Annotated in this window: 16 protein-coding genes and 2 pseudogenes; 9 read left to right on the forward strand and 9 right to left on the reverse strand. The window is 74.9% G+C overall.

Annotated elements, in window-relative coordinates; genetic code table 11:
- Positions 1-12 precede the first annotated feature (12 nt).
- A complete protein-coding gene (locus IG64_RS20495) occupies positions 13-669 on the forward strand; it encodes a contact-dependent growth inhibition system immunity protein (protein WP_037858308.1) in 657 nt (218 codons plus the stop codon).
- Positions 670-779: 110 nt separating this feature from the next.
- Here the strand turns inward: IG64_RS20495 and IG64_RS20500 are convergent, their stop codons facing one another.
- The 4 genes and pseudogenes from IG64_RS20500 to IG64_RS20515 all read right to left on the reverse strand — a co-directional run bounded on the left by IG64_RS20500 (position 780) and on the right by IG64_RS20515 (position 3,353).
- Positions 780-1,388: a hypothetical protein gene (locus IG64_RS20500; RefSeq protein ID WP_037858309.1), complete on the reverse strand. Its 609-nt coding sequence runs from the start codon at positions 1,386-1,388 to the stop codon at positions 780-782.
- A gap of 59 nt (positions 1,389-1,447) precedes the next feature.
- Entirely contained in the window at positions 1,448-1,960 is a 513-nt protein-coding gene (locus IG64_RS43285) for an AAA family ATPase (RefSeq protein WP_420709950.1), read from the reverse strand.
- Positions 1,949-2,341, reverse strand: a pseudogene (locus IG64_RS43290) (NmrA family NAD(P)-binding protein); the annotation flags it as partial. The gene IG64_RS43285 and the pseudogene IG64_RS43290, both read right to left, overlap by 12 nt.
- A 208-nt stretch (positions 2,342-2,549) precedes the next feature.
- Positions 2,550-3,353, reverse strand: a complete 804-nt coding sequence (locus tag IG64_RS20515; protein ID WP_037858310.1) for an N-formylglutamate amidohydrolase — start codon at positions 3,351-3,353, stop codon at positions 2,550-2,552.
- A 277-nt stretch (positions 3,354-3,630) separates the two neighbouring features.
- Between IG64_RS20515 and IG64_RS20520 the strand changes: the two genes are divergently transcribed.
- From IG64_RS20520 to IG64_RS20530, 3 genes are all read left to right on the forward strand, one after another.
- Positions 3,631-4,809 (forward strand): S1 family peptidase, encoded by a 1,179-nt coding sequence (locus tag IG64_RS20520; protein ID WP_037858312.1) that lies wholly within the window; start codon positions 3,631-3,633, stop codon positions 4,807-4,809.
- Positions 4,810-5,175: 366 nt separating this feature from the next.
- The gene (locus IG64_RS20525) at positions 5,176-6,801 is read left to right on the forward strand and encodes a phosphodiester glycosidase family protein (protein WP_234438572.1); all 1,626 of its coding nucleotides are present in this window, start codon (positions 5,176-5,178) and stop codon (positions 6,799-6,801) included.
- Positions 6,802-6,927: 126 nt separating this feature from the next.
- Positions 6,928-8,001, forward strand: coding sequence for an alpha/beta hydrolase (locus IG64_RS20530; protein WP_037858353.1), 1,074 nt, complete (start codon positions 6,928-6,930; stop codon positions 7,999-8,001).
- Positions 8,002-8,082: 81 nt separating this feature from the next.
- Here IG64_RS20530 and IG64_RS20535 read toward each other — a convergent pair whose 3' ends face one another.
- The gene (locus IG64_RS20535) at positions 8,083-8,898 is read right to left on the reverse strand and encodes an SAM-dependent methyltransferase (RefSeq protein ID WP_037858315.1); all 816 of its coding nucleotides are present in this window, start codon (positions 8,896-8,898) and stop codon (positions 8,083-8,085) included.
- Positions 8,899-9,118: 220 nt separating this feature from the next.
- Here IG64_RS20535 and IG64_RS20540 point away from each other — a divergent pair, with 220 nt between their 5' ends.
- The 4 genes from IG64_RS20540 (at position 9,119) to IG64_RS20555 (ending at position 14,469) form a co-directional block, all read left to right on the forward strand.
- Positions 9,119-9,592: a GNAT family N-acetyltransferase gene (locus tag IG64_RS20540; protein ID WP_078884115.1), complete on the forward strand. Its 474-nt coding sequence runs from the start codon at positions 9,119-9,121 to the stop codon at positions 9,590-9,592.
- A gap of 92 nt (positions 9,593-9,684) precedes the next feature.
- Positions 9,685-11,241 (forward strand): ABC transporter substrate-binding protein, encoded by a 1,557-nt coding sequence (locus IG64_RS20545; protein WP_051813136.1) that lies wholly within the window; start codon positions 9,685-9,687, stop codon positions 11,239-11,241.
- Between the two features lie 4 nt (positions 11,242-11,245).
- On the forward strand, positions 11,246-13,246 hold the full coding sequence (locus tag IG64_RS20550; RefSeq protein ID WP_234438573.1) for an ABC transporter permease subunit: 2,001 nt from the start codon (positions 11,246-11,248) through the stop codon (positions 13,244-13,246).
- The gene (locus IG64_RS20555; protein ID WP_037858316.1) at positions 13,243-14,469 is read left to right on the forward strand and encodes an MFS transporter; all 1,227 of its coding nucleotides are present in this window, start codon (positions 13,243-13,245) and stop codon (positions 14,467-14,469) included. Before IG64_RS20550 ends, IG64_RS20555 begins: the two co-directional genes overlap by 4 nt.
- Positions 14,470-15,280: 811 nt before the next feature.
- On the opposite strand, the gene IG64_RS20560 is transcribed toward IG64_RS20555, so the two are convergent.
- Both IG64_RS20560 and IG64_RS20565 read right to left on the reverse strand, forming a co-directional pair.
- The gene (locus IG64_RS20560; protein ID WP_078884112.1) at positions 15,281-16,726 is read right to left on the reverse strand and encodes an MFS transporter; all 1,446 of its coding nucleotides are present in this window, start codon (positions 16,724-16,726) and stop codon (positions 15,281-15,283) included.
- The gene (locus IG64_RS20565; protein WP_037858318.1) at positions 16,723-17,313 is read right to left on the reverse strand and encodes a TetR/AcrR family transcriptional regulator; all 591 of its coding nucleotides are present in this window, start codon (positions 17,311-17,313) and stop codon (positions 16,723-16,725) included. Before IG64_RS20565 ends, IG64_RS20560 begins: the two co-directional genes overlap by 4 nt.
- A gap of 144 nt (positions 17,314-17,457) precedes the next feature.
- Between IG64_RS20565 and IG64_RS20570 the strand changes: the two genes are divergently transcribed.
- The gene (locus tag IG64_RS20570; RefSeq protein ID WP_037858320.1) at positions 17,458-17,925 is read left to right on the forward strand and encodes a TIGR03618 family F420-dependent PPOX class oxidoreductase; all 468 of its coding nucleotides are present in this window, start codon (positions 17,458-17,460) and stop codon (positions 17,923-17,925) included.
- Between the two features lie 107 nt (positions 17,926-18,032).
- Here IG64_RS20570 and IG64_RS20575 read toward each other — a convergent pair whose 3' ends face one another.
- Positions 18,033-18,626, reverse strand: a complete 594-nt coding sequence (locus tag IG64_RS20575; RefSeq protein ID WP_037858322.1) for a histidine phosphatase family protein — start codon at positions 18,624-18,626, stop codon at positions 18,033-18,035.
- 6 nt (positions 18,627-18,632) lie between these two features.
- Positions 18,633-18,921 (reverse strand): annotated as a pseudogene (locus IG64_RS20580) (6-phosphogluconate dehydrogenase); the annotation flags it as partial.

The following is an 18,921-nucleotide window of genomic DNA, read 5'->3' on the forward strand; positions in this document are numbered from 1 at the left end:
GGCCGCCCGCACATGTCCCTGAAGCCCCTCGAACACGACCGCCGATATGGTGAGCTGGACCAGGTGATGCGCGCCTACCTAGGACAGCCGGCCGACGACACCCCGGAGCGACGCAGCCGCGCACTGGACGCATACCTCCGCCACACCTGGCACGCCCGCCCCTGGGCGGTCGCGGAGGCGGAGCTCCAGCTGCGTGAGTACAGCCGCAACCCTCCCGGCCGCATCCGACAGCAACTGGGCGAGTTCTACGCGATCCCGGACACCGGGATGCCCGAGTCCGAGATCGGCGGCTGGCTGATGGTGGTGGCCGACCACCTGAGGAAGAGCATCGAGGAAGGCGACGTCCCGGAACCGTCGTCCCCGCAGACGCACTGGGAGTGGAACGCGCGCTTCCCGGAAACGGCGCAACTGCTGGGTGGCTGGTTCTCACAGGACATCGTCGACGAGTTCCCCGACCACGGTGCCGCCGTCGCCGACTACGTCGCCACCACCGACCCCCACCTGGTCGCCCGTCTCGTGGGCGAACTTCACGAGTTGCTCGCCCTTCCCCTGGACGAGGGGGACTACGCTGTGGCGGCCGCCGAACTCGGCATGGAGGTCGGCCCGCCCGAGCCCTTTTCGTACGGCGCCTGGTTCAGGACGCTGGCGACGACGCTGCCCGGCACCTGATCCGGTGGCGGTAAGGACTATGACAACCACCGCTACGGGGCGCGCGGGTGGCGGCGGCCTGACGATCAGCTCCATCGGAGCGCGGTCCTCTGGCTGTCCGTGATCACTGATCAGCTCCAGCCCGACAGTTCCCCGACGAAGTCCGCGTACGAGCGGTTGCTGCCGCGCGGGGAGGGGATCAGGCGATGCTTCAGGGCCTCGCGGGCAACCGAGGGGCCGTCGCTCTCCCGGAAGACGGGCTCGCCCAGCCCGCGCTTGAGTTCCTCCTTGGCGTCCCTGATACGCCCGGTTTCCTTGTCCAGGAGCTTCGCGGGCACCTTCCAGCGCGGGCGTACATGCGGAAAGACGTCCGGCAACAGCAGCAGCCAGCTCTCGCTCTCCCAGGCGGCGAGGGCGAGAGCCGTGTGGAACCCCGGGCACTGGCGGGCCAGTTCGTCGGCGAGCGCCTTGCGGATCCGGTCGTAGCCGGCATCCACGTACCCGTCCAGGTCCTCGTGGACGACGAAGCCGAGCAGGTCGGCGCGCTCCCGGAGGGCCTTTGCGCGGGCCTTCCCGGCCAGGGTCTTCACGGCGGCGGCCAGCTCCGCGCCGGACTTCCTGCGCAGCCGCACCGGGTCGTTGATGCGGACCAGTTTGGCGGTCTCGCTCAGATCGGGCCGGTGCGCCCGTATCAGCGTGGCGAGGATCTGGCAGTCGTTCTGGTCCTCACCGGCCAGCACGATGACGCCCCGCGCCTGGCCCTTAGACGTCCGTCCGCCAGCCTGTCGCCCGCTCGGGGTCACAGTTCACCTCCGGTGAGGTCGCCGCCGAGGACGCCTGAGAACCACAGCTCTCCGAGGGGCTGTTCGCCGGACTCCTCGACGATGGCCTTCACTTCGTCCACGGTCAGCGCGGGGATGATCGACACACCGTCGTCGTCGCGGTCGCACACCACGAACTCCTTTGGCCGCAGCCGGTTGACGAGCGCGGGGGAGTGGGTGGCCACGATGAACTGCGTCCGCTCGGCGGCTTCACGCAACCGCTGCACGACGAGTTCCAGGGCTTGCGGATGCAGCCCGTGGTCGATCTCCTCGATACAGGTGAACGCCGGCGGGTCCGGGTCGTAGAGCAGGGCGAGCAGGCCCAGCAGGCGGACTGTCCCGTACGACGCGTCGGCGAGCGGGGTCAGCCGGCGCAGGCCGCGTTCACGCAGGACGATGGTCAACTGGTCCGTGGAGCCGCCGGCCTCCTCGAAGTACGTCGGCCCGAGGATCGTGTACGGGACATCGCCCGCGGCCAGTTCCGTCTCGATGCGGGCCTTGCTCTCGAAATGCGGTACCCCGCTGTCCTGGTCGGCCCCGGCGACCGAGCTGAACACCAGGTGCGGAACGTGTTCCCGCGTGGCGGCGGAGAGAATCGCCCGCCCCTGACCCACCTCCGCATCGACACCGGCCTCGAACGGCGTGGTGAACGCGAAGACACCGGCCCCCCCTCATCGCCGCGGCGAGCGAATCTCGATCGCTCAGGGAGCCCGCCACCACGTCGACGCCCTGCCCGGCCAAGGCCCGCGCGGACTCCCGGCCGGGGCCCGGACCAGGGCCCTGATCCGGGCCCCGCGGCTCAGCAGCGCGTCGGTCACCGCCCCGCCCTGTCCGCCTGTCGCGGCGAGCACCAGGATCGGTTCATCCATCATGGAAGCACTCCCTTCCCAACCAGGGGCATCGCATCTGAAGTCGCCCCCAGCGGTAACCTTCCGTCACGACCGGCGGTGCATGAAGCCGATGCGCGCGAGACGGGCACTGAAGGAATCGATCTCGTGCACGCACGGTCAAGGACGCCGGCCGAGCACGTGGCCGGCCGGGGGTGCAAGGGCCTGTTCCCCTCCGGCGGCCCAGGCGGCCTCAGACCGTACTCACCGCGTCGACGAGCCGGGCCAGCGCGCCGGCGAGCGCCCGCACTCCGGGGCCGTCGGCCGGGCCGCCCGGCTCGCGCATGTACCCGTCCCGCCGGATCTCGATCATCAGCGCGGCGACCCGGCGGTCGGTCCCGTAGTACTCCAGGGGTACGTAGGCGCCCCGGAACGGGCTGTCGACCCCCAGGTCGCCGACCCCCTCGAAGGCCTTCGCGGCCTGGTCCAGGAGGCGGGCCGGGGTGTGGAAGCCGTCGCTGCCGAGGCAGACCGCGGGGCGCGGCCCGTCGCCGTGCAGCTCGTAGGGGAGGCGTTCGGCCGGGTACGAGTGCACGTCGATGATCACGGCCCGGCCCACGGCCGCCAGCCGCTCCCCGACCGCCTCGGTCATGGCGGCGGCGTACGGCCGGAAGTACCGCTCCACCAGGGGGCGTCCGTCGAAGGAGGCCGGGCGCAGTTCCTCCCCGTGCGTGGTGCGGGTGTACACGGCGCCCATGCCGACGGCCAGCATCTCCTCGCGCTCGTCGGGGAAGCGCTCGGGGTCGGTCACCAGCCGCGAGAGGCGGTTCACGAAACGCCACGGGGTGACGGCGCAGCGCTCGGCGGCGGCTGCCGCGATGCCGGCGGTGTGCGCGTCGGTGATGTGGTCCAGTTCGCGGGCGAGGGCGGCGTCGTCGAGCGTGATGCCCCGCCGGACGGCGGCCGGGACGGTCCGCGAGGAGTGCGGGACGTGCAGTACGACGGGGGAGTCGGGTGAGCCGGGCAGGTACTCGAAGGAGGGGGACGGATCGTTCATGTGCGGTGTCCTCGTCGCGCGCGCCGTCGGCCGGCGGCACGCGTCGCGTGTGGTGGCGGGGCGCGGCGCGGCGCGCGGGGTCGTCGCGGATCGTACGCCGAGAAGTTCTGCGCGGGTCCCCTGAACTTGGCATGGACCTGATCTATCTCCCCGGCTACCCTCTTCCCTGCACCCCCTTTGAGAGCGCTCTCACTCCGCATGCCCTTCCGCTCCACCCCCACCGTCACGAGGGGACGAGGTCCCGTCGTGACCGGAACGACGAGAGGCAGCAACCCACATGAGACGCACGACAGTTCTGCGCGCCGCCCTGACCGGGGCGGTCCTGCTGGCCACCGCCGCCGCCGGCCTGAGCGGCGGTCAGGCGACGGCCGCCACCCCGTCCGCCCCCACCCACGGCCTTCCCGCCCCCTCCGCCGCCGGCGCCCCGGCGTCCGCGGCCCTCGTCTCCGCCCTCCGGCACGACCTGCACCTGACGGAACGGCAGGCCAAGGCCCGCCTCGCCGCGGAGGCATCGGCGCGCACGGTCGAACAGGCCGCGCGCAAGGCCGCCGGAGCGGCGTACGGCGGCTCGTGGTTCGACCCGAAGAGCGACGCCCTGGTGGTCGCCCTCACCGACGACACCCGCCGCACGGCGGTGGAGGCCACCGGTGCCCGCACCGTGCACACCCGCCACACGGAAAGCCAACTGAACGCGGCGAAGGACGCGTTGGACGCGCTGCGTGCCCCGAAGGGGGTCAGCGGCTGGCACGTCGACCCGCGCGCCGGGGCGGTCACCGTCACCGTGGTCGCCGCACACAAGGACGACAACGATGTCAGGACGTTCCTCGCCCGAGCCCGCGCCGCCGGCCCGGTGACCGTGGAGGAGACCCGTCAGGCCCCGCGCACGCTGGCCGCCGGAACCGTGGGCGGCGACCCGTACTACACGGGCAACGTCCGCTGCTCCATCGGCTTCTCGGTGTACGGCGGTTTCGTCACGGCCGGACACTGCGGCCGGCCCGGCATGGGCGTCAGCGGCTGGGACCACTCCTACGTCGGCACCTTCCAGGGCTCCTCGTTCCCCGACAACGACTACGCCTGGGTCAGCGTGGGCAGCGGCTGGTGGACCGTACCGGTCGTGCTCGGCTGGGGGACCGTCTCCGACCAGCTGGTCCGCGGCTCGGCCGAGGCCCCGATCGGCGCGTCGATCTGCCGCTCGGGCTCGACCTCGCACTGGCACTGCGGCACCGTCCTCGCCAAGAACGAGACGGTCAACTACAGCGAGGGCGCCGTCCACCAGATGACGAAGACCAACGTCTGCGCCGAACCCGGCGACTCCGGGGGCTCGTTCATCAGCGGCGACCAGGCCCAGGGCGTCACGTCCGGCGGGTGGGGCAACTGCAGCTCCGGCGGCGAGACGTGGTTCCAGCCGGTGAACGAGATCCTCGGGCGGTACGGACTGACACTGCACACCGCGTGAGGTGACACCCCGTCCGCCGCACCGGGCCCGGTCGACTCCCCTCCCGGTCACCTGGTCGCGGCGGGCACCGGGCGGCCGTGCCGTACCCGCGGAACGCCACGCCGGTACGGCACGGCGCCCGGCATCCGGCGCCCGGCGTCGGGTGCCGGGCGCCGGGCGTCGGGTGCCGGGTGTCGGTCGGATGAGCCGAGCGGAGTCGCGTCGGGCCGGGCCGAGCGGAGTCGAGCCGCTGCGAGACGACACGGCGGCGTCCCGCGACCGGTGTCCCGAGACGGGTGCCGCGCATGGTCGTGACCGTCCCGGGGAAGGGCCGTTGCGACGAACTTCTGCCTCATCTTCGACATCCCTTCCCACAGGCGGTGCAGAGTGAAGAAGAGAGTGTGCGGTGCGGGTGCCGTGCTCGGCGTCCTGGTCGTGTTCGGCGCCCTGCCGGCGCAGGCGTCCACGGCGGCGCCCCCGGGAACGCAGCGGGGCGGGCACGTCCTGCCCCTGGGCCCCGCGGACCTGGCCGAGACCCGTACCACGACGACCCTTCAGCCGGGCGTCACCCTCACCCGCATCGTGCGCGGCGAGGACGCCCCGGCGCTGTCCTGGACGGTCGAGGTGACCATTCCCGGCGGTGCCGGCTCGCCCGACCCGGACGCACCGCCCGCCGTCCTCAAGGAGGAGGCCAGCGCGGAGGACCTGGCCGCGGACCTCGTGCGGCGCGGTTTCCAGGCCCGCGCGGAAGAAGTGCGGACACCCAGGGCGGCCGACTACGCCGGAGGAACCCTCGGCTGGCGGGTGCGCGTCGGCTCGTTCGGCTCGCAGACCGCCGCGACGGCCGAACGGACACGTCTGAGGGCCGCCGGGTACACCGGATCGGCCGTGTACACCGGCTGGGACGGCGACTCCTCGGCCAGGGGCCCCTGGCACGTCGACGTGCTCACCATCGACCCGCGGCGGTTCGACGGCAGCCTCCAGGCGTCGTACGGCCCGGACCTGGAGAGCCGCGAGACGACCAGCCGGCTGTCGCAGGAGGCGGGCGCGACCGCGGCGGTGAACGCCGGCTTCTTCGTCCTGGACCCCGCCGCGGGCGCCCCGGGCGACCCGGCGGGCGTGGGCGTCTACGACGGACGGCTGCTGAGCGAACCGGTGAGCGGGCGCCCCGGTCTGGTGGTGCACGACGACGGCCGGCGGACGCAGATCGCCCGGCTCACCTGGCAGGGAAGCGTCTCCGGCCGCAGCGCCTCGCTGCGGCTGAGCGGCATCAACCGGGTGCCCGGCCTGATCAGGAACTGCGGCGGCAGTGCGGGCGACCTCCCGACCTCCGCCCCGCTGCACGACGTCACCTGCACCAATCCCGACGAACTCCTCGCCTTCACACCCGACTTCGGGCCGAGCACCCCGGCGGGTGAGGGGCTGGAGGCCGTCATGGACGCCCGTCACCGGGTCGTCGAGGTGCGTTCGCCGCGTGGCGGACCGCTGCCGTCCGGTGGCAGCTCCGTCCAGGCGACCGGCCGGCGCGTCGCCCAACTGAGCGGCCTCGCCCGCGTCGGCGGCCACCTGCGCGTGGCGACGACCCTGCGGGACGAGCAGGGGCACCGCGTCTCGCCGTCGCCCAGGACCGACATCGTGAACGCCGGTCCCGAACTGGTCCGCGACGGCAGGATCCACATCACTCCCGCGACCGACGGCATGGTGCACCCGGGCGACCCGAGCTGGTACTACGGCTGGGTGCACAAGCGCAACCCGCGCACGCTGGCCGGGGTGGACGCCGCGGGCCGTACCGTGCTCGTCACCGCCGACGGCCGCAGTACCGCCTCACTGGGCCTCAGCATCGCCGAGAGCGCCGGCGTCGCCAGGGCGCTCGGACTGCGCGACGCGGTCAACCTCGACGGCGGCGGCTCGACCACCATGGTGACCGACGGCAAGGTCGTCAACGACCCCTCCGACGCCGGCGGCGAACGTCCCGTCGGAGACGCCCTGATGATCCTGCCCCGCAGGCACTGACGGTCGCCTCTGTCGAAACGTTCATGCAGCATCGAGCCCACCGCAGGAGCCGCCGTGCCCACCACCGAGACGGCCCCGGCCGTCGAGTCACGTCCGAGAACCCGCTCCCGCACTCGTCCGTCCAGCGTGCGCGCCCGCCTGCGCACACCTGGCCTGTTCGTCCTCGCCGCCGTCCTGCTCGTCCTCGCGCCGACGGGCCCGGCGTCGGCCACGGGCGCCCCGCCCGGAGCACCCGAGACGGGTGCCGTGCCCACCGCGACCGCCGCGGGCGCCAGGCAGGCAGTGGCAGCCGGCGCTCCCCGCCCGCCGGGCCCGCACGGTGCCGAGGTCGTGGCCCGCACCCAGGTCGCCGACCGCCAGGTCGACCTGTCGGTGCGCTCGGCGGCCCTGGGCGGCCGGACGGTCGAGGTCCGGCTGCTCACCCCCGACGGCTGGGACCCCGGCGACCGCCACCGGCACTGGCCCACCCTGTGGCTCCTGCACGGCTGCTGCGGCAACTACACGTCGTGGACGGCCATGACCGACGTCGCGCGGATCGACGGCCTGCGCCACGTGCTCGTCGTCATGCCCGAGGCCGGCTGGAACGGCTGGTACAGCGACTGGTGGAACGGCGGCCGGGGCGGCGACCCGGCCTGGGAGACGTTCCACACCGTGGAACTGCGCCGGCTCCTGGAGCGTGACTGGGGCGCGGGCCGCGACCGTGTGGTGGCCGGCCTGTCGATGGGAGGCCAGGGCGCGCTGCTCTACGCCGCCCGGCATCCGGGCATGTTCAGGGCGGTCGCCACCTACTCGGGCTCGGCCCACCCGCTGCTGAACGACGAGTCGGTGGCGCGCATCATGGGGTTCTTCGCCGGCCAGGGCGACGATCCGCTGCGGGTGTGGGGCGACCCGGTCGCACAGCGCCGCATCTGGCAGGCGCACGACCCGTTCCACCTCGCCGGGAGGCTCAGGGCGCTCCCCGTCTACCTGTCGTGCGGGGACGGCACCACCGGCCCCCTGGACCCGCCGGGCCGCACCAGCGACCTGGAGGCCGACTTCAACCGCCAGAACCACGCCCTCGCCGCCGAACTGAAGCGTGTGGGCGCGCACCACCTGACCACGCACTTCTACGGCCCGGGAACACACGGCTGGCCCTACTGGCAACGCGAGTTGCACGCCTCCTTGCCGATGCTGCTCGGCGCCCTGGGGGTCACCGGCTGATGCCGGTGATCCCCGTGCTGCCCCCCTCCCGCCCCACCGGGACGCGGGCAGCCCAGGTGCCGGCAGCGGCGGTGGGGCGGGTCAGTGGTCCTTGCGTGCCACTGCGCCGTAGATGCCGATCGGCGGCGCACCGGCCTCCGGGGCCTCGTCGGGACGCCAGTCGGTGACCTTCACCAGCCCCGGCTCGACCAGGGTGAAGTCGCCGAAGAAGTCCAGCACCCGGGCGTGCGGGCGCAGGTTCAGGGAGGCGGTGGCGCGCTGGTAGACGGCCGCCGCGTCCTCGCGCCGGTCCTCGTGGACGTCACCCGTGGCGTGCGAGAGGACGAGGTAGGAGCCGACGGGCAGCGCGTCGCGCAGGGTGGCCACGACGCCTTCGGGGTCGTCCTCGTCGGCGAGGAAGTGCACGACGGCCACCAGGAGCAGCGCCACCGGTTCGCCGAAGTCGATCACCCGGCGCACCTCGGGGTGGTCCAGGACGGCGCGCGGGTCGCGCAGGTCGGCCAGGACCACGGAGGTGCCGGTGCCCTCCAGCAGGGCCATCGAGTGCGTGCTGACGATCGGGTCGTTGTCGACGTAGGCGATGCGGGTGTCAGGGGCGATGGCGTGGGCGATCTGGTGGACGTTCGGTTCCGTGGGCAGGCCCGTGCCCACGTCGAGGATCTGCCGGACGCCGCCCTCGCCGACGACGTGCCGCACGGCGCGGTGCATGAAGCGCCGGTTGGCGAGGACCCCCGCCCGCACCTCCGGTGCCGCCTTCATGAACTGCTCGGCGGCCTGCTGGTCGACCTCGTAGTGGTCCTTGCCGCCGAGGAAGTAGTCGTACATCCGGGCCGGGTGGGGCTTGCTGGTGTCTATCTCGCGCGCGAGGGCGCCGCCGCCGCTGCTGGGGGAGGTCATCGCTGCCTGGCTCCGTCCTGGGCTCGCAACCCGCCACCGGGAGAACCGTGGTGAGTGACTGTCAGGACGTCATCTTGGCATGCCGCGGACGCCCGCCGGGCACGGTCTTCCTCCCCCCGGACCAGCCTCCGACCTTGATGCATATGATGTGCAGGTGCGTGAGAGTGACTACAGCATCCGAACCGCGGAACCCGGTGACCTGGAGGGCGCCCGTGCGGTGATGCTCGACACCGTGTACCGCGACTTCGGCACCGGCTACGTGCCCCGCTGGCACGGCGACATCATCGACCCGGCCGCCGCCTACCTCGCCCCGGCCCGGCACACCCTGCTGGTCGCGGTCGACGGCGCCGCGGGCGACGTCGTCGGCACCGCCGCCCTCGACGCGCGCGGTCCCGCGCATCCGCCCAACCCCCGCCACCTCGCCGAGCGCTACCCCTCCGGGGAGACCGCGCAACTGCGCCGCGTCTACGTCCGTCCCGGGCACCGCAGGCGCGGCCTGGCCCGGCGGCTCGTCGGGGAACTGCTCGCGTTCGCGGCGGCCGACGGCGGCTACCGCTCCGTCTACCTGCACACCGACCCGGCCGTGCCCGGCGCGGAAGGGTTCTGGCGGTCCCTCGGCAAGGTCGTGCACGACGAGCGGGAGGATCCCGTCGGCGGGCAGGGGATCGTGCACTTCGAGGTGCCCATGGTGTGACGCGGTGACGGCTGCCGTCCCGGGGAGCTCATGGAAATCATTTTCATGTAGTCTGCCGGTCAGCCCTCAGCACGAGATCCAGAACGAGGACCATGCCGCACCGTCGCCCTCCCCGCTCCCAGCGCCCCGCCCGCCGCGCGCACCGGGCCTTCCCCCGCCCCCGGCTGCTCGCCGCCCTCCTGCTCACCCCGCTCCTGTCCGCCTGCTTCGCCTCCGGTGACGGCGGCGCGAGCGGTGGTTCCGGCGGCGCCGAGAGCGGCACGCGCCTGCGCGTCGCACTCGCCTTCCCGCCCGCCGAGAACCTCTCGCCGTACGGCGCGGACGCCACGATCCTCAGCCGGCTCGGCGTCACCGAGGGCCTGACCGCACTCGACGCCAACGGGGCGGCCACGCCCGCGCTCGCCCGGTCCTGGCGGCGCGAGAACGACCGCACCTGGCTGTTCACCCTGCGCGAGGCCGCCTTCCAGGACGGCACCGAGGTCACCCCGTCCGCCGTCGCCGCCGCCCTCACCCACGCCACCCGGGCCAGGCCCGCGCCCGCCGCCCTGGCGGGCGTCACCCTCACCGCCCGGCCCGAGGGCAGCCACCGGATCCGCGTCACCACCGGCGACAGCGACCCCGTACTCCCGCTGCGGCTGTCCAGCCCGAGCCTGGCCGTGCTGTCCGCCAAGGCGTACGGCGGCAAGGACGGGCGGGTGGACCCGGTCGGCACCGGCACCGGGCCGTTCGCACTCACCGAGGTCCACGGCAGCACGTCCGCCACGCTCGACCGGTTCGACGACTACTGGGGAGGCCGTGCCCAGGCCTCCGGGGTCGACGCACGCTTCATCGCCGACGGCACCGCACGCGCCAACGCGCTGCGCACCGGCCAGGTCGACGTCGCCGAGGCGGTCCCGGTCGCCCAGGCCGCCACCCTCGACGCGGCGACCCGCCGGGAGACCGCCACCACCCGCACCACGGCCCTGCTGCTCAACAGTGGCTCGGGGCCGTTCAAGGACCCGGCGCTGCGGGCCGCCGCCCGTGCCGCGGTGGACACCTCCGCCCTCGCCCGCGGGGTGTACGAGGGCCATGCCGACACCGGCGCCGGGATCTACGGACCCGCCGTCACCTGGGCCGAGGGCAAGCGCCTCCGCCCCGCGGGCAGGGCGCGGGCCGCCACGCCCGGCGGAGCCGAGGTCACCCTCGCCACCTACGACAACCGGCCCGAACTCCCCGAGGCCGCCCAGGTGATCGAGCAGCAGCTGGAGAAGGCCGGGTTCCAGGTCGAGCTGGTCGTACGGGAGTACTCGCGACTGGAGACCGACGCGCTGGCGGGCAGGTTCGACGGCGTCGTGCTCGCCCGCAACACCCTCGTCGACACGGGCGACCCCGTCGCGGTGCTCGCGAGCGACTACACCTGCGACGGCGGATACAACCTGGCCCGGCTGTGCGACCGCGGTGTCGACCGGGCCGTGGCGAAGGCCGAGGGCACCGCCGACAGCGCTGGACGCCAGGACGCCGCCATGGCGGCCGAGGCGGCGGTCCTCGGCACCGACGCCGTGGTCCCGCTGGTCCACCAGCGTGTCATCACCGGCGTCGCCACCTCGGTGAAGGGCGTGCTCCTCGACCCGTACGAGCGTGTCCTCATCGGCACCGGAACCCGCCGCTGAGCCCATGGCGACCACCGGGAACAGCGCCGCCGGGACCACCGGCAGCGGGCGGCTCAGGAGCACGGGGAACAGCAACGACGTCGACGGCGTCGCCGGAAACGCCGCCGGCGGCGATGACGTCAGCGGAATCGGCTCCGGCGGAATCGGCGTCGACGGAAACAGCGCCGACCGGACCGGCCGCGGCGGAGGCGGCCGTCCGGGCCGGCTCCGGGGCGTCCTGGGGGCCGTCGTGTGGCGGGCCGGGATCGCCGCCGCACTGCTGGGCGGCATCGGCCTGCTGCCCTGGCTGACGCGCACCGACCCGGCACTCACCGTCCTCAAGGCCCGCTCGGCGGACCGCGACCCCACCCCCGAGGTGCTCGCCGACATCCGCGACCGGCTCGGTCTGGACGACGGCCCGCTGCGGCTCCTCGCGCACTGGTTCGGCGGGCTGGTGCGCGCGGACGCCGGGCGGTCGTGGCTGTCGGGGGAGGCGGTCACCCCCGCCGTGCTGCGGGCCCTGAGCGCGTCGCTGCTGCTGATGGCGGTGGCGCTGGCCGTCGCCGTCGCCACCGCCGCGCTCGTGTGCGCCCCCACCCTGCGCCGGGGCGCCCGCGGGCGTGCGCCCCGCGGGCCCGGCGGGGGCTCGGCATCCGCGATGCTCGCCGCGCTGCCCGAGTTCCTCACCGCCTCCGTGCTCGCCACCGTCGTCGGGGTGCAGCTCGGCTGGCTGCCCGCGCTCGGCTGGTACGGACCCCGCTGGACCGTGCTGCCCGCGCTCGCCCTCGGCCTGCCCGCAGGAGCCGTGCTCGGACGGCTCCTGGACGACCTGCTGCCGGGCGCGTTCGCCGAACCCTGGGCGAAGGCCGCCGCCGCGCGCGGCCTGCCGCGCCGCCGCGTCGCCCGCCACGCCCTGCACCGCTGCCTGCCCGGACTGCTGCCCAACCTCGGGCTGTTCGCCGTCGGACTGACCGGCGGAGCCGTCGCCGTCGAGCAGGTCTTCGACATCCCCGGGCTCGGCCGCACCACCCTCCAGGCCGCCCTCGCCCAGGACCTGCCCGTGCTCCAGGCAGGCACCCTCGTTCTCGTCCTCCTCGCGGCCGCCGCCTCCCCGGCCGCCCGCCTCGCGGCCCGCCTGCTCACCGGCCCCGCCGTGCGCGACGGCGCCCTGCCCACCCTGCACCCGCCCCGGCCGAGCGCCCGCCGCGCCCTCCCGCTCCTGCACGGCGGCCTGCTCCTCGCCGTCGTCCTGCCCGGCCTGCCGCGCGACCCGCTCGCCCTGAACCCCACCGACCGGCTGCGGGCCCCCTCGCTCCGGCACCCGTTCGGCACCGACGCGCTCGGCCGCGACCTGCTCGCCCGCGTCGGACACGGAGCCCTGGACACCGTGCTGCCCGCCCTCGCGATCAGCACGGCCTGCCTGCTCGCAGGCGTCCTGCTCGGGCTGCTGCCCCGGCTGTCCGGGCCGCTCGTCGACACCGCCAACGCGGTCCCGCCCGTCCTCGCGGCCCTCCTCGCCACCGCCGTCCTGGGCAGCGGTCCCGCCACCCCCGCGCTCGCCGTGGCCGCCGTCGCCTGGGCACCGCTCGCCGCCCACACCTCCGCCCTGCTGCGGCAGGAACGCGCCGCCCTCCACCTGGCCGCCACCCGCGGCCTGGGCGCCGGCCGCCGCCACCTGCTGCGCCGCCACCTGCTGCCCGCCGTCCTCCCGGCCGTCGCCCGGCACGCCCTGCTCCGGCTGCCCGGGGTCGCCCTCGCCCTGGCCTCGCTCGGCTTCCTCGGTCTCGGCGCCCAGCCCCCGTCCCCCGAGTGGGGCCTGCTGCTCGCCGAGAACCAGCCGTACGCCGAACGCGCCCCCTGGGCGGTGCTCGCCCCCGCCGCCGTACTCGCCCTGCTGGGCGCCCTCGCGGTGACCGCGGCCGGAGGACTGCGGGGCAGCAGCCCGCGCCCCCGCCGGTCAGCCGCCCGGCCCCCGTATGCCACAGCGGAGCTGGATACCGCGGATGAAGGGGCGGGAGTGCGATGACCACACCGCTCACCGCCCTGCGCCCCGGCCCCTGCCGCACCCCGCTGTCACCCCTGCTCCGGCTGCTGATCTGGACCCAACTCGCTTTCAACATCGGGTTCTTCGCCGTCCTCCCCTTCCTCGCCGAACACCTCGGACAGGCCATCGGCATGGCGGGCTGGCTGGTCGGCCTGGTGCTGGGCCTGCGGACCTTCAGCCAGCAGGGTCTGTTCGTCGTCGGCGGGGCACTCACCGACCGCTTCGGCGTCCGGCCGGCCGTCCTGGCCGGCTGCGCGCTGCGCGTCGCCGGGTTCTGCTGGCTCGCCTACGCCGAACGCACCTGGTCGGTCATCACGGCCGTGCTGCTCATCGGGTTCGCCGCCGCGCTGTTCTCACCGGCCGTCGAGTCGGAGGTGCTTCGGCAGGCCGTCGCCCGGGAGGAGGCGGGCGGCGGCGACCGCACCCGGGTCCTGGCGCTGTTCGCGGTGTCCGGGCAGACCGGGGCGTTCGCCGGACCGCTGCTCGGCGCGCTGCTGCTGGCGGTGGACTTCCGCACCGCCTGCCTGGCCGGCGCCGCGGTCTTCGTGCTCGTCCTCGCCGGGCACGCCCGGCTGCTGCCGCAGCACATCCCCGGGCGCCCCCGCACCCGGGCGCGCGGCGGCGTGCGGAACTTGCTGGGCAACCGCCGCTTCCTCGCCCTGTGCTGCGCCCACGGCGCCTGTCTGCTCGCCTACAACCAGCTCTACCTCGCCCTGCCCGCCGAGGTGGAGCGCGCCACCGGTTCGCAGGCGCCGCTGGCCTGGCTGTTCGCCCTCTCGTCGCTGCTCGCGGTGACCGTGCAGCTGCCTCTCACCCGGTGGGCGGGACAGCGGCTGACCCCGCGCCGCGCGATGGCGGGCGGGCTGGTGGTGATCGGCGCCGGGTTCGCGGTGGTGGCGGCGGCCCGGCCGGCCGGATGGAGCGGTACGCCCGGACTGCTGCCCTCGGCCGGGTTCGTCGTCCTGCTCAGCCTGGGGCAGATGGTCGTCGCGCCGGTCGCGCGGGCCTGGGTGCCCGACCTCGCCGAAGAGGGACGGCTCGGCCTGTACACCGGCGCGTTGTCCTCGGTCTCCGGACTGATCGTGCTGCTCGGCAGCGCGGCGAGCGGCAGCCTCCTGGACTCCGGCCTGCCGCCGGCCGTGCCCTGGCTTGTGCTGGCCGCCGTACCGGTGGCGGCGGTCGGGATCCTGCCCCGGCGCGCGTGAACCGTCCCACCCCCTCGGGCAGGACCTTCGGGGCCGGTGGGGTGAACGCCCCGCGGCCGCTGGGCCCTTGTGTCCGGGGGTGTGAGCCGGCGCGTACCCCGGGCTCGCCGAGGCCCGGTGGTCGTGAACCACCCTGCGCGAGCGCGTCCGTCGAGGCCGGTGGTCGTGAACCACGCGAACCCCAGGCCGTGGGACCCGGTGGTCGTGAACCACCTGAACCCCAGGCCGTGGGACCCGGTGGTCGTGAACCACCTGAACCCCAGGCCGTGGGACCCGGTGGTCGTGAGTTGCCCCGCCACCCGAACCCGCCGAGCCGGGCGGTCGTGAACCGTCCCGTACCCCAGGCGCGTCGGGCCGGCGGGCGTGAACTCCCCGACGCCTGCCCGCCCGTCGAGGCCCGGCAGTCGTGAACCACCCCGCACTCCCGGGCCCGTCGAGACCCGTCGAGCGTGAACTGCCCCGCAGACCAGGCCCGCCGGGTTCCGGCGATCGTGAACCGCCCCGCGCCCCAGGCCCGTCGAGACCCGGCGGTCGTGAACCACCCCGTGCCCCCAGGCCTGTCGGGGCCCGGCGGCCCGGCGCCCTTCACCGTGCCGCGGCACCCGAGCACCCCACCCGCCTCTCGGGCCGCCCGCTCACGTCCCGCGCGCCCCCCGGACACGTCTCCGGAGAGACCTCCGGAGACGCCTCGGCCCGGTCACCGGCCGGGACCCCGGCCGAGAGGTCCCCGAGGCCGCCATCGTGGCAGCCGCCCGCGGCCGCGAGGGCCGCCACGGCCACACCACATCCCGCTCTGCGAGAACACCATCACCTACCTGCGCACCAAGCGGGAGCGGCTCGGCCACCGCCTGCCCCGCCTGGACGTGGTGGCCCGCGCCTCGTGACCGAACGCCGGCCCGGCGCGCGGCCCGGTGTGTTCCGGCAGCGCGCGGGCGGCCGTGAGCGCCCCGGCGGCGGCCACGCAGGCGAGAGCGGCCAGCGGCAGTCCCGCGCCGCCGCCGAGCCCGCGCAGCGCGGTCGCCGCCGCCACGCCCAGGGCGGGCCCGACGTTCATCGCGGTCTGCTGCAACCCGCCCGCGACGCCCGCGAAGGCCACGGCCGCCTCGCGCACGACGACCTGCGTCGCCGTGACCATCACCGTGCCGAACCCGGCCCCGAGCAGCGCGAAGCCCCCGCACAGCGCGACGGCGCCCGTGGCCCGGGCGAGCACCAGTACGCCCACCGCCAGCACGGCCATCGCGGTCGCGGTCGTCCGGCGGGCCCCGGCGCGGCGCACCAGCAGCGGGGCGACGGGGGCCGCGAGCACCATCATCGCGGCCAGGGGCAGGCTGCGCAGAGCACTCTGGAACGGGTCGAGGCCCAGGCTGTCCTGGAGGACGTACGTGGCGACGAACAGCGTCCCGGACAGCGCCGCCGACGCGGCCACCAGGACGGCGACGGCGGCACCGACGGCGGCGGAACCGATGACGTCCGGCGGCAGCAGCGGATCGGCGGCGCGCCGCTCGTGCCGGACGAGGAGCACCCCGGCCACGAGCCCCACAACGGCGACGACGGTGACGACGGGCCCGGCCGGTCCCGCCCCGCCGGGCTCCGGCAGCGCGACCAAGGTGTGCACGGCGCAGCCGAGGGCGAGGGCGAGCAGCAGCGCGCCGGGCAGGTCGAGCCCCGCACCCGGGGACCGGTGGCGGACCGCCGGGGAGGGCACGGAGCGGGGGAGGGCGAGCGCGAGCAGGCCGAAGACGAGGGCCGGGGCGACGTTCAGGAGGAACACCGCCCGCCAGCCCGGCCCGGCCACCAGCGCACCGCCCAGCAGCGGCCCGGCCGCCGCCGCCACCCCGATCGCGCCGGTGCGCACGGCCAGCGGCGTCCCGAGCCGGTCGGCGGGGAACCGCGCCCGCAGCAGCCCCAGCGTGGCCGGCTGCAGCAGCGCCCCGCACACCCCCTGGGCGGTCCGCAGGGCGATCACCCAGCCGATGCCGGGCGCGAGTGCGATGCCCGCCGACGTGGCCGCGAAGCCGAGCATCCCCACGGTGAACAGCCGCCGGTGCCCGTACCGGTCCCCGAGCCGCCCGGCGAACACCAGCAGGCTCGCCACCGCCACGAGGTACCCGGTGCTGCTCCACTGGACCTGGGCGTACGACGCGTCCAGGTCCCGGCGCAGCGTGGGCTGCGCGACGGTGAGGACCGTGCCGTCCAGGGCGACGATCACGGCTCCGGCCACGCTGCTCACCAGCGTCGCCAGTTGCGCGCGGGTCACCCGCGGGCCTCCGTGCCGAGGTGCGCGTCGAGTGTCGTGCGCAGCACGCGCTCGACGTCGTCGGCGCCGGTGGCGAGCTGGAGGCTGCCCCAGCCCCACAGCTGGGCCGTGCCGTGCAGGCCGGCCCACAGCGAACCGGCGACCGCGCGGGCGTCGGCCCCGGGGCGGGCCCGGCCGACCAGGTCCACCAGGGCCGCGAACAGCGGCAGGCTCGTCTCCCGCAGGCCCAGGTGCCCGCTCTCCAGCAGGTCGTGACGGAACATCAGCTCGTACATGCCGCGCTCGCCGAGGGCGAAGTCCAGATAGACCCGGGCCAGCGCGGCGAGCTGGGCGCGCGGGGGCGCCGTGCCGTCCCCGGTCGCCGCACGGGCCCGGTCTGCCAGGTCCTCGAAGCCGCGGCGGGCGATGGCCGACAGCAGGTGCAGATGGGTGGGGAAGTGGCGGCGCGGCGCGCCGTGCGAGACGCCCGCGCGGCGGGCGATCTCCCGCAGGGTGAGCGTCTGCGCCCCCTGGGAGGCCACCAGTTCCACCCCGACGTCGACCAGCCGCTCGCGCAGGCCACCCGGGGACTTCTCGGCTTGATCCATGGACAGTGTCTACCAGGAGGACGTAGACACTGTCTACGCGTGGCCGTCGCACGACCGGCCACGCGCCCGCGGACGGCGGCCACGGGCAGGGCAGGGATGGAGGGGAGGGGATGGACTGGACGGTCGCGGGATATCGATACAGCCATGACTCAGGACCCCCAGGACACGAAACCCGCCCCGGACCCCGCTCTGCTCACCCTGCTCACCGAAGGTCACGGCGGCGTGCTGGTCACCCTCAAGCGCGACGGCCGGCCGCAGCTGTCGAACGTCAGCCACGCCTACGATCCGCACGAGCGGGTCCTGCGTGTCTCGGTCACCGACGACCGCGCCAAGACCCGCAACGCGCGCCGGGACCCGCGCGTCTCCTACCACGTCACCAGCGCCGACCGGCGCGCGTACACGGTCGTCGAGGGCACCGCCGAACTGACGCCGGTCGCCGCGGACCCGCACGACGAGACCGTCGCGGAACTGGTCCGCCTCTACCGCGACGTCCTGGGCGAACACCCCGACTGGGACGACTTCCGCGCCGCGATGGTCCGCGACCGGCGCCTGGTGCTGCGCCTTCGGGTCGAGCGGGCGTACGGGATCCCGCGGGCACCCGGCACGGACTGAACGCGCGCCCGGCGCGGCCGGCCCTCTTGCGCGGGACGCCTCCCGGCCGCACGGAGAAGGGCCCCGGTGCGCGACCGGGGCCCTTCGTAGCGATGTGACAGGCCGGGCTACGGCCTGGTGTTCCATTCCGCGATCACCGGGCGGTCGTGCTCCGTGGAGAGCCGGCTGACCGTGCCCGTCGCGAGCTGGAACAGGCGTCCCTCGGCGGGCGGCAGGCCCAGCCTGCGGGCCGTCAGCACCCGCAGGAAGTGGGCGTGCGCGACCAGGACCACGTCACCGCCGTCGCGGGCGAGGTCCGGGGCGACCCGGTCGAGCACCCGGTCGGCGCGGCGGCCGACGTCCTCGGGGGACTCGCCCGGAGCGCCGTCGGCACCCGGCGGCACTCCGTCGGTCCACAGGTCCCAGCTGGGCCGGGTGCGGTGTATCTCGGCGGTGGTCACGCCCTCGTAGCCGCCGTAGTCCCACTCGTGCAGGTCGGCGTCCACCTCGGCGCCGGTCAGACCCGCGAGTTCGGCGGTGCGCACGGCCCGGCCCAGCGGGCTGGTGAGCACGCGTGCGAAGGTCCGTCCGGTGAGGAGCGGAGCGAGCAGCTTGGCCTGTTCCTCGCCGTGGTGGGTGAGGGGCAGGTCGGTACGGCTGGTGTGCTGTCCCGACAGGCTCCACTCCGTCTCACCGTGGCGGACCAGGAGAAGGTCCCCCACGACGGATCAGTCCTTCTTCGCCGACTCGACGGCGTGGCCGCCGAACTGGTTGCGCAGCGCGGCGATCATCTTCATCTGCGGCGAGTCCTCCTGGCGGGAGGCGAACCGCGCGAAGAGGGACGCCGTGATCGCGGGCAGCGGCACGGCGTTGTCGATGGCCGCCTCGACGGTCCACCGGCCCTCGCCGGAGTCCTCCGCGAAGCCGCGCAGCTTCTCCAGGTGCTCGTCGTCGTCGAGGGCGTTGACCGCGAGGTCCAGCAGCCAGGACCGGATGACGGTCCCCTCCTGCCAGGAA

This window comes from Streptomyces sp. NRRL S-340, assembly GCF_000720185.1.
Classification (GTDB): domain Bacteria; phylum Actinomycetota; class Actinomycetes; order Streptomycetales; family Streptomycetaceae; genus Streptomyces.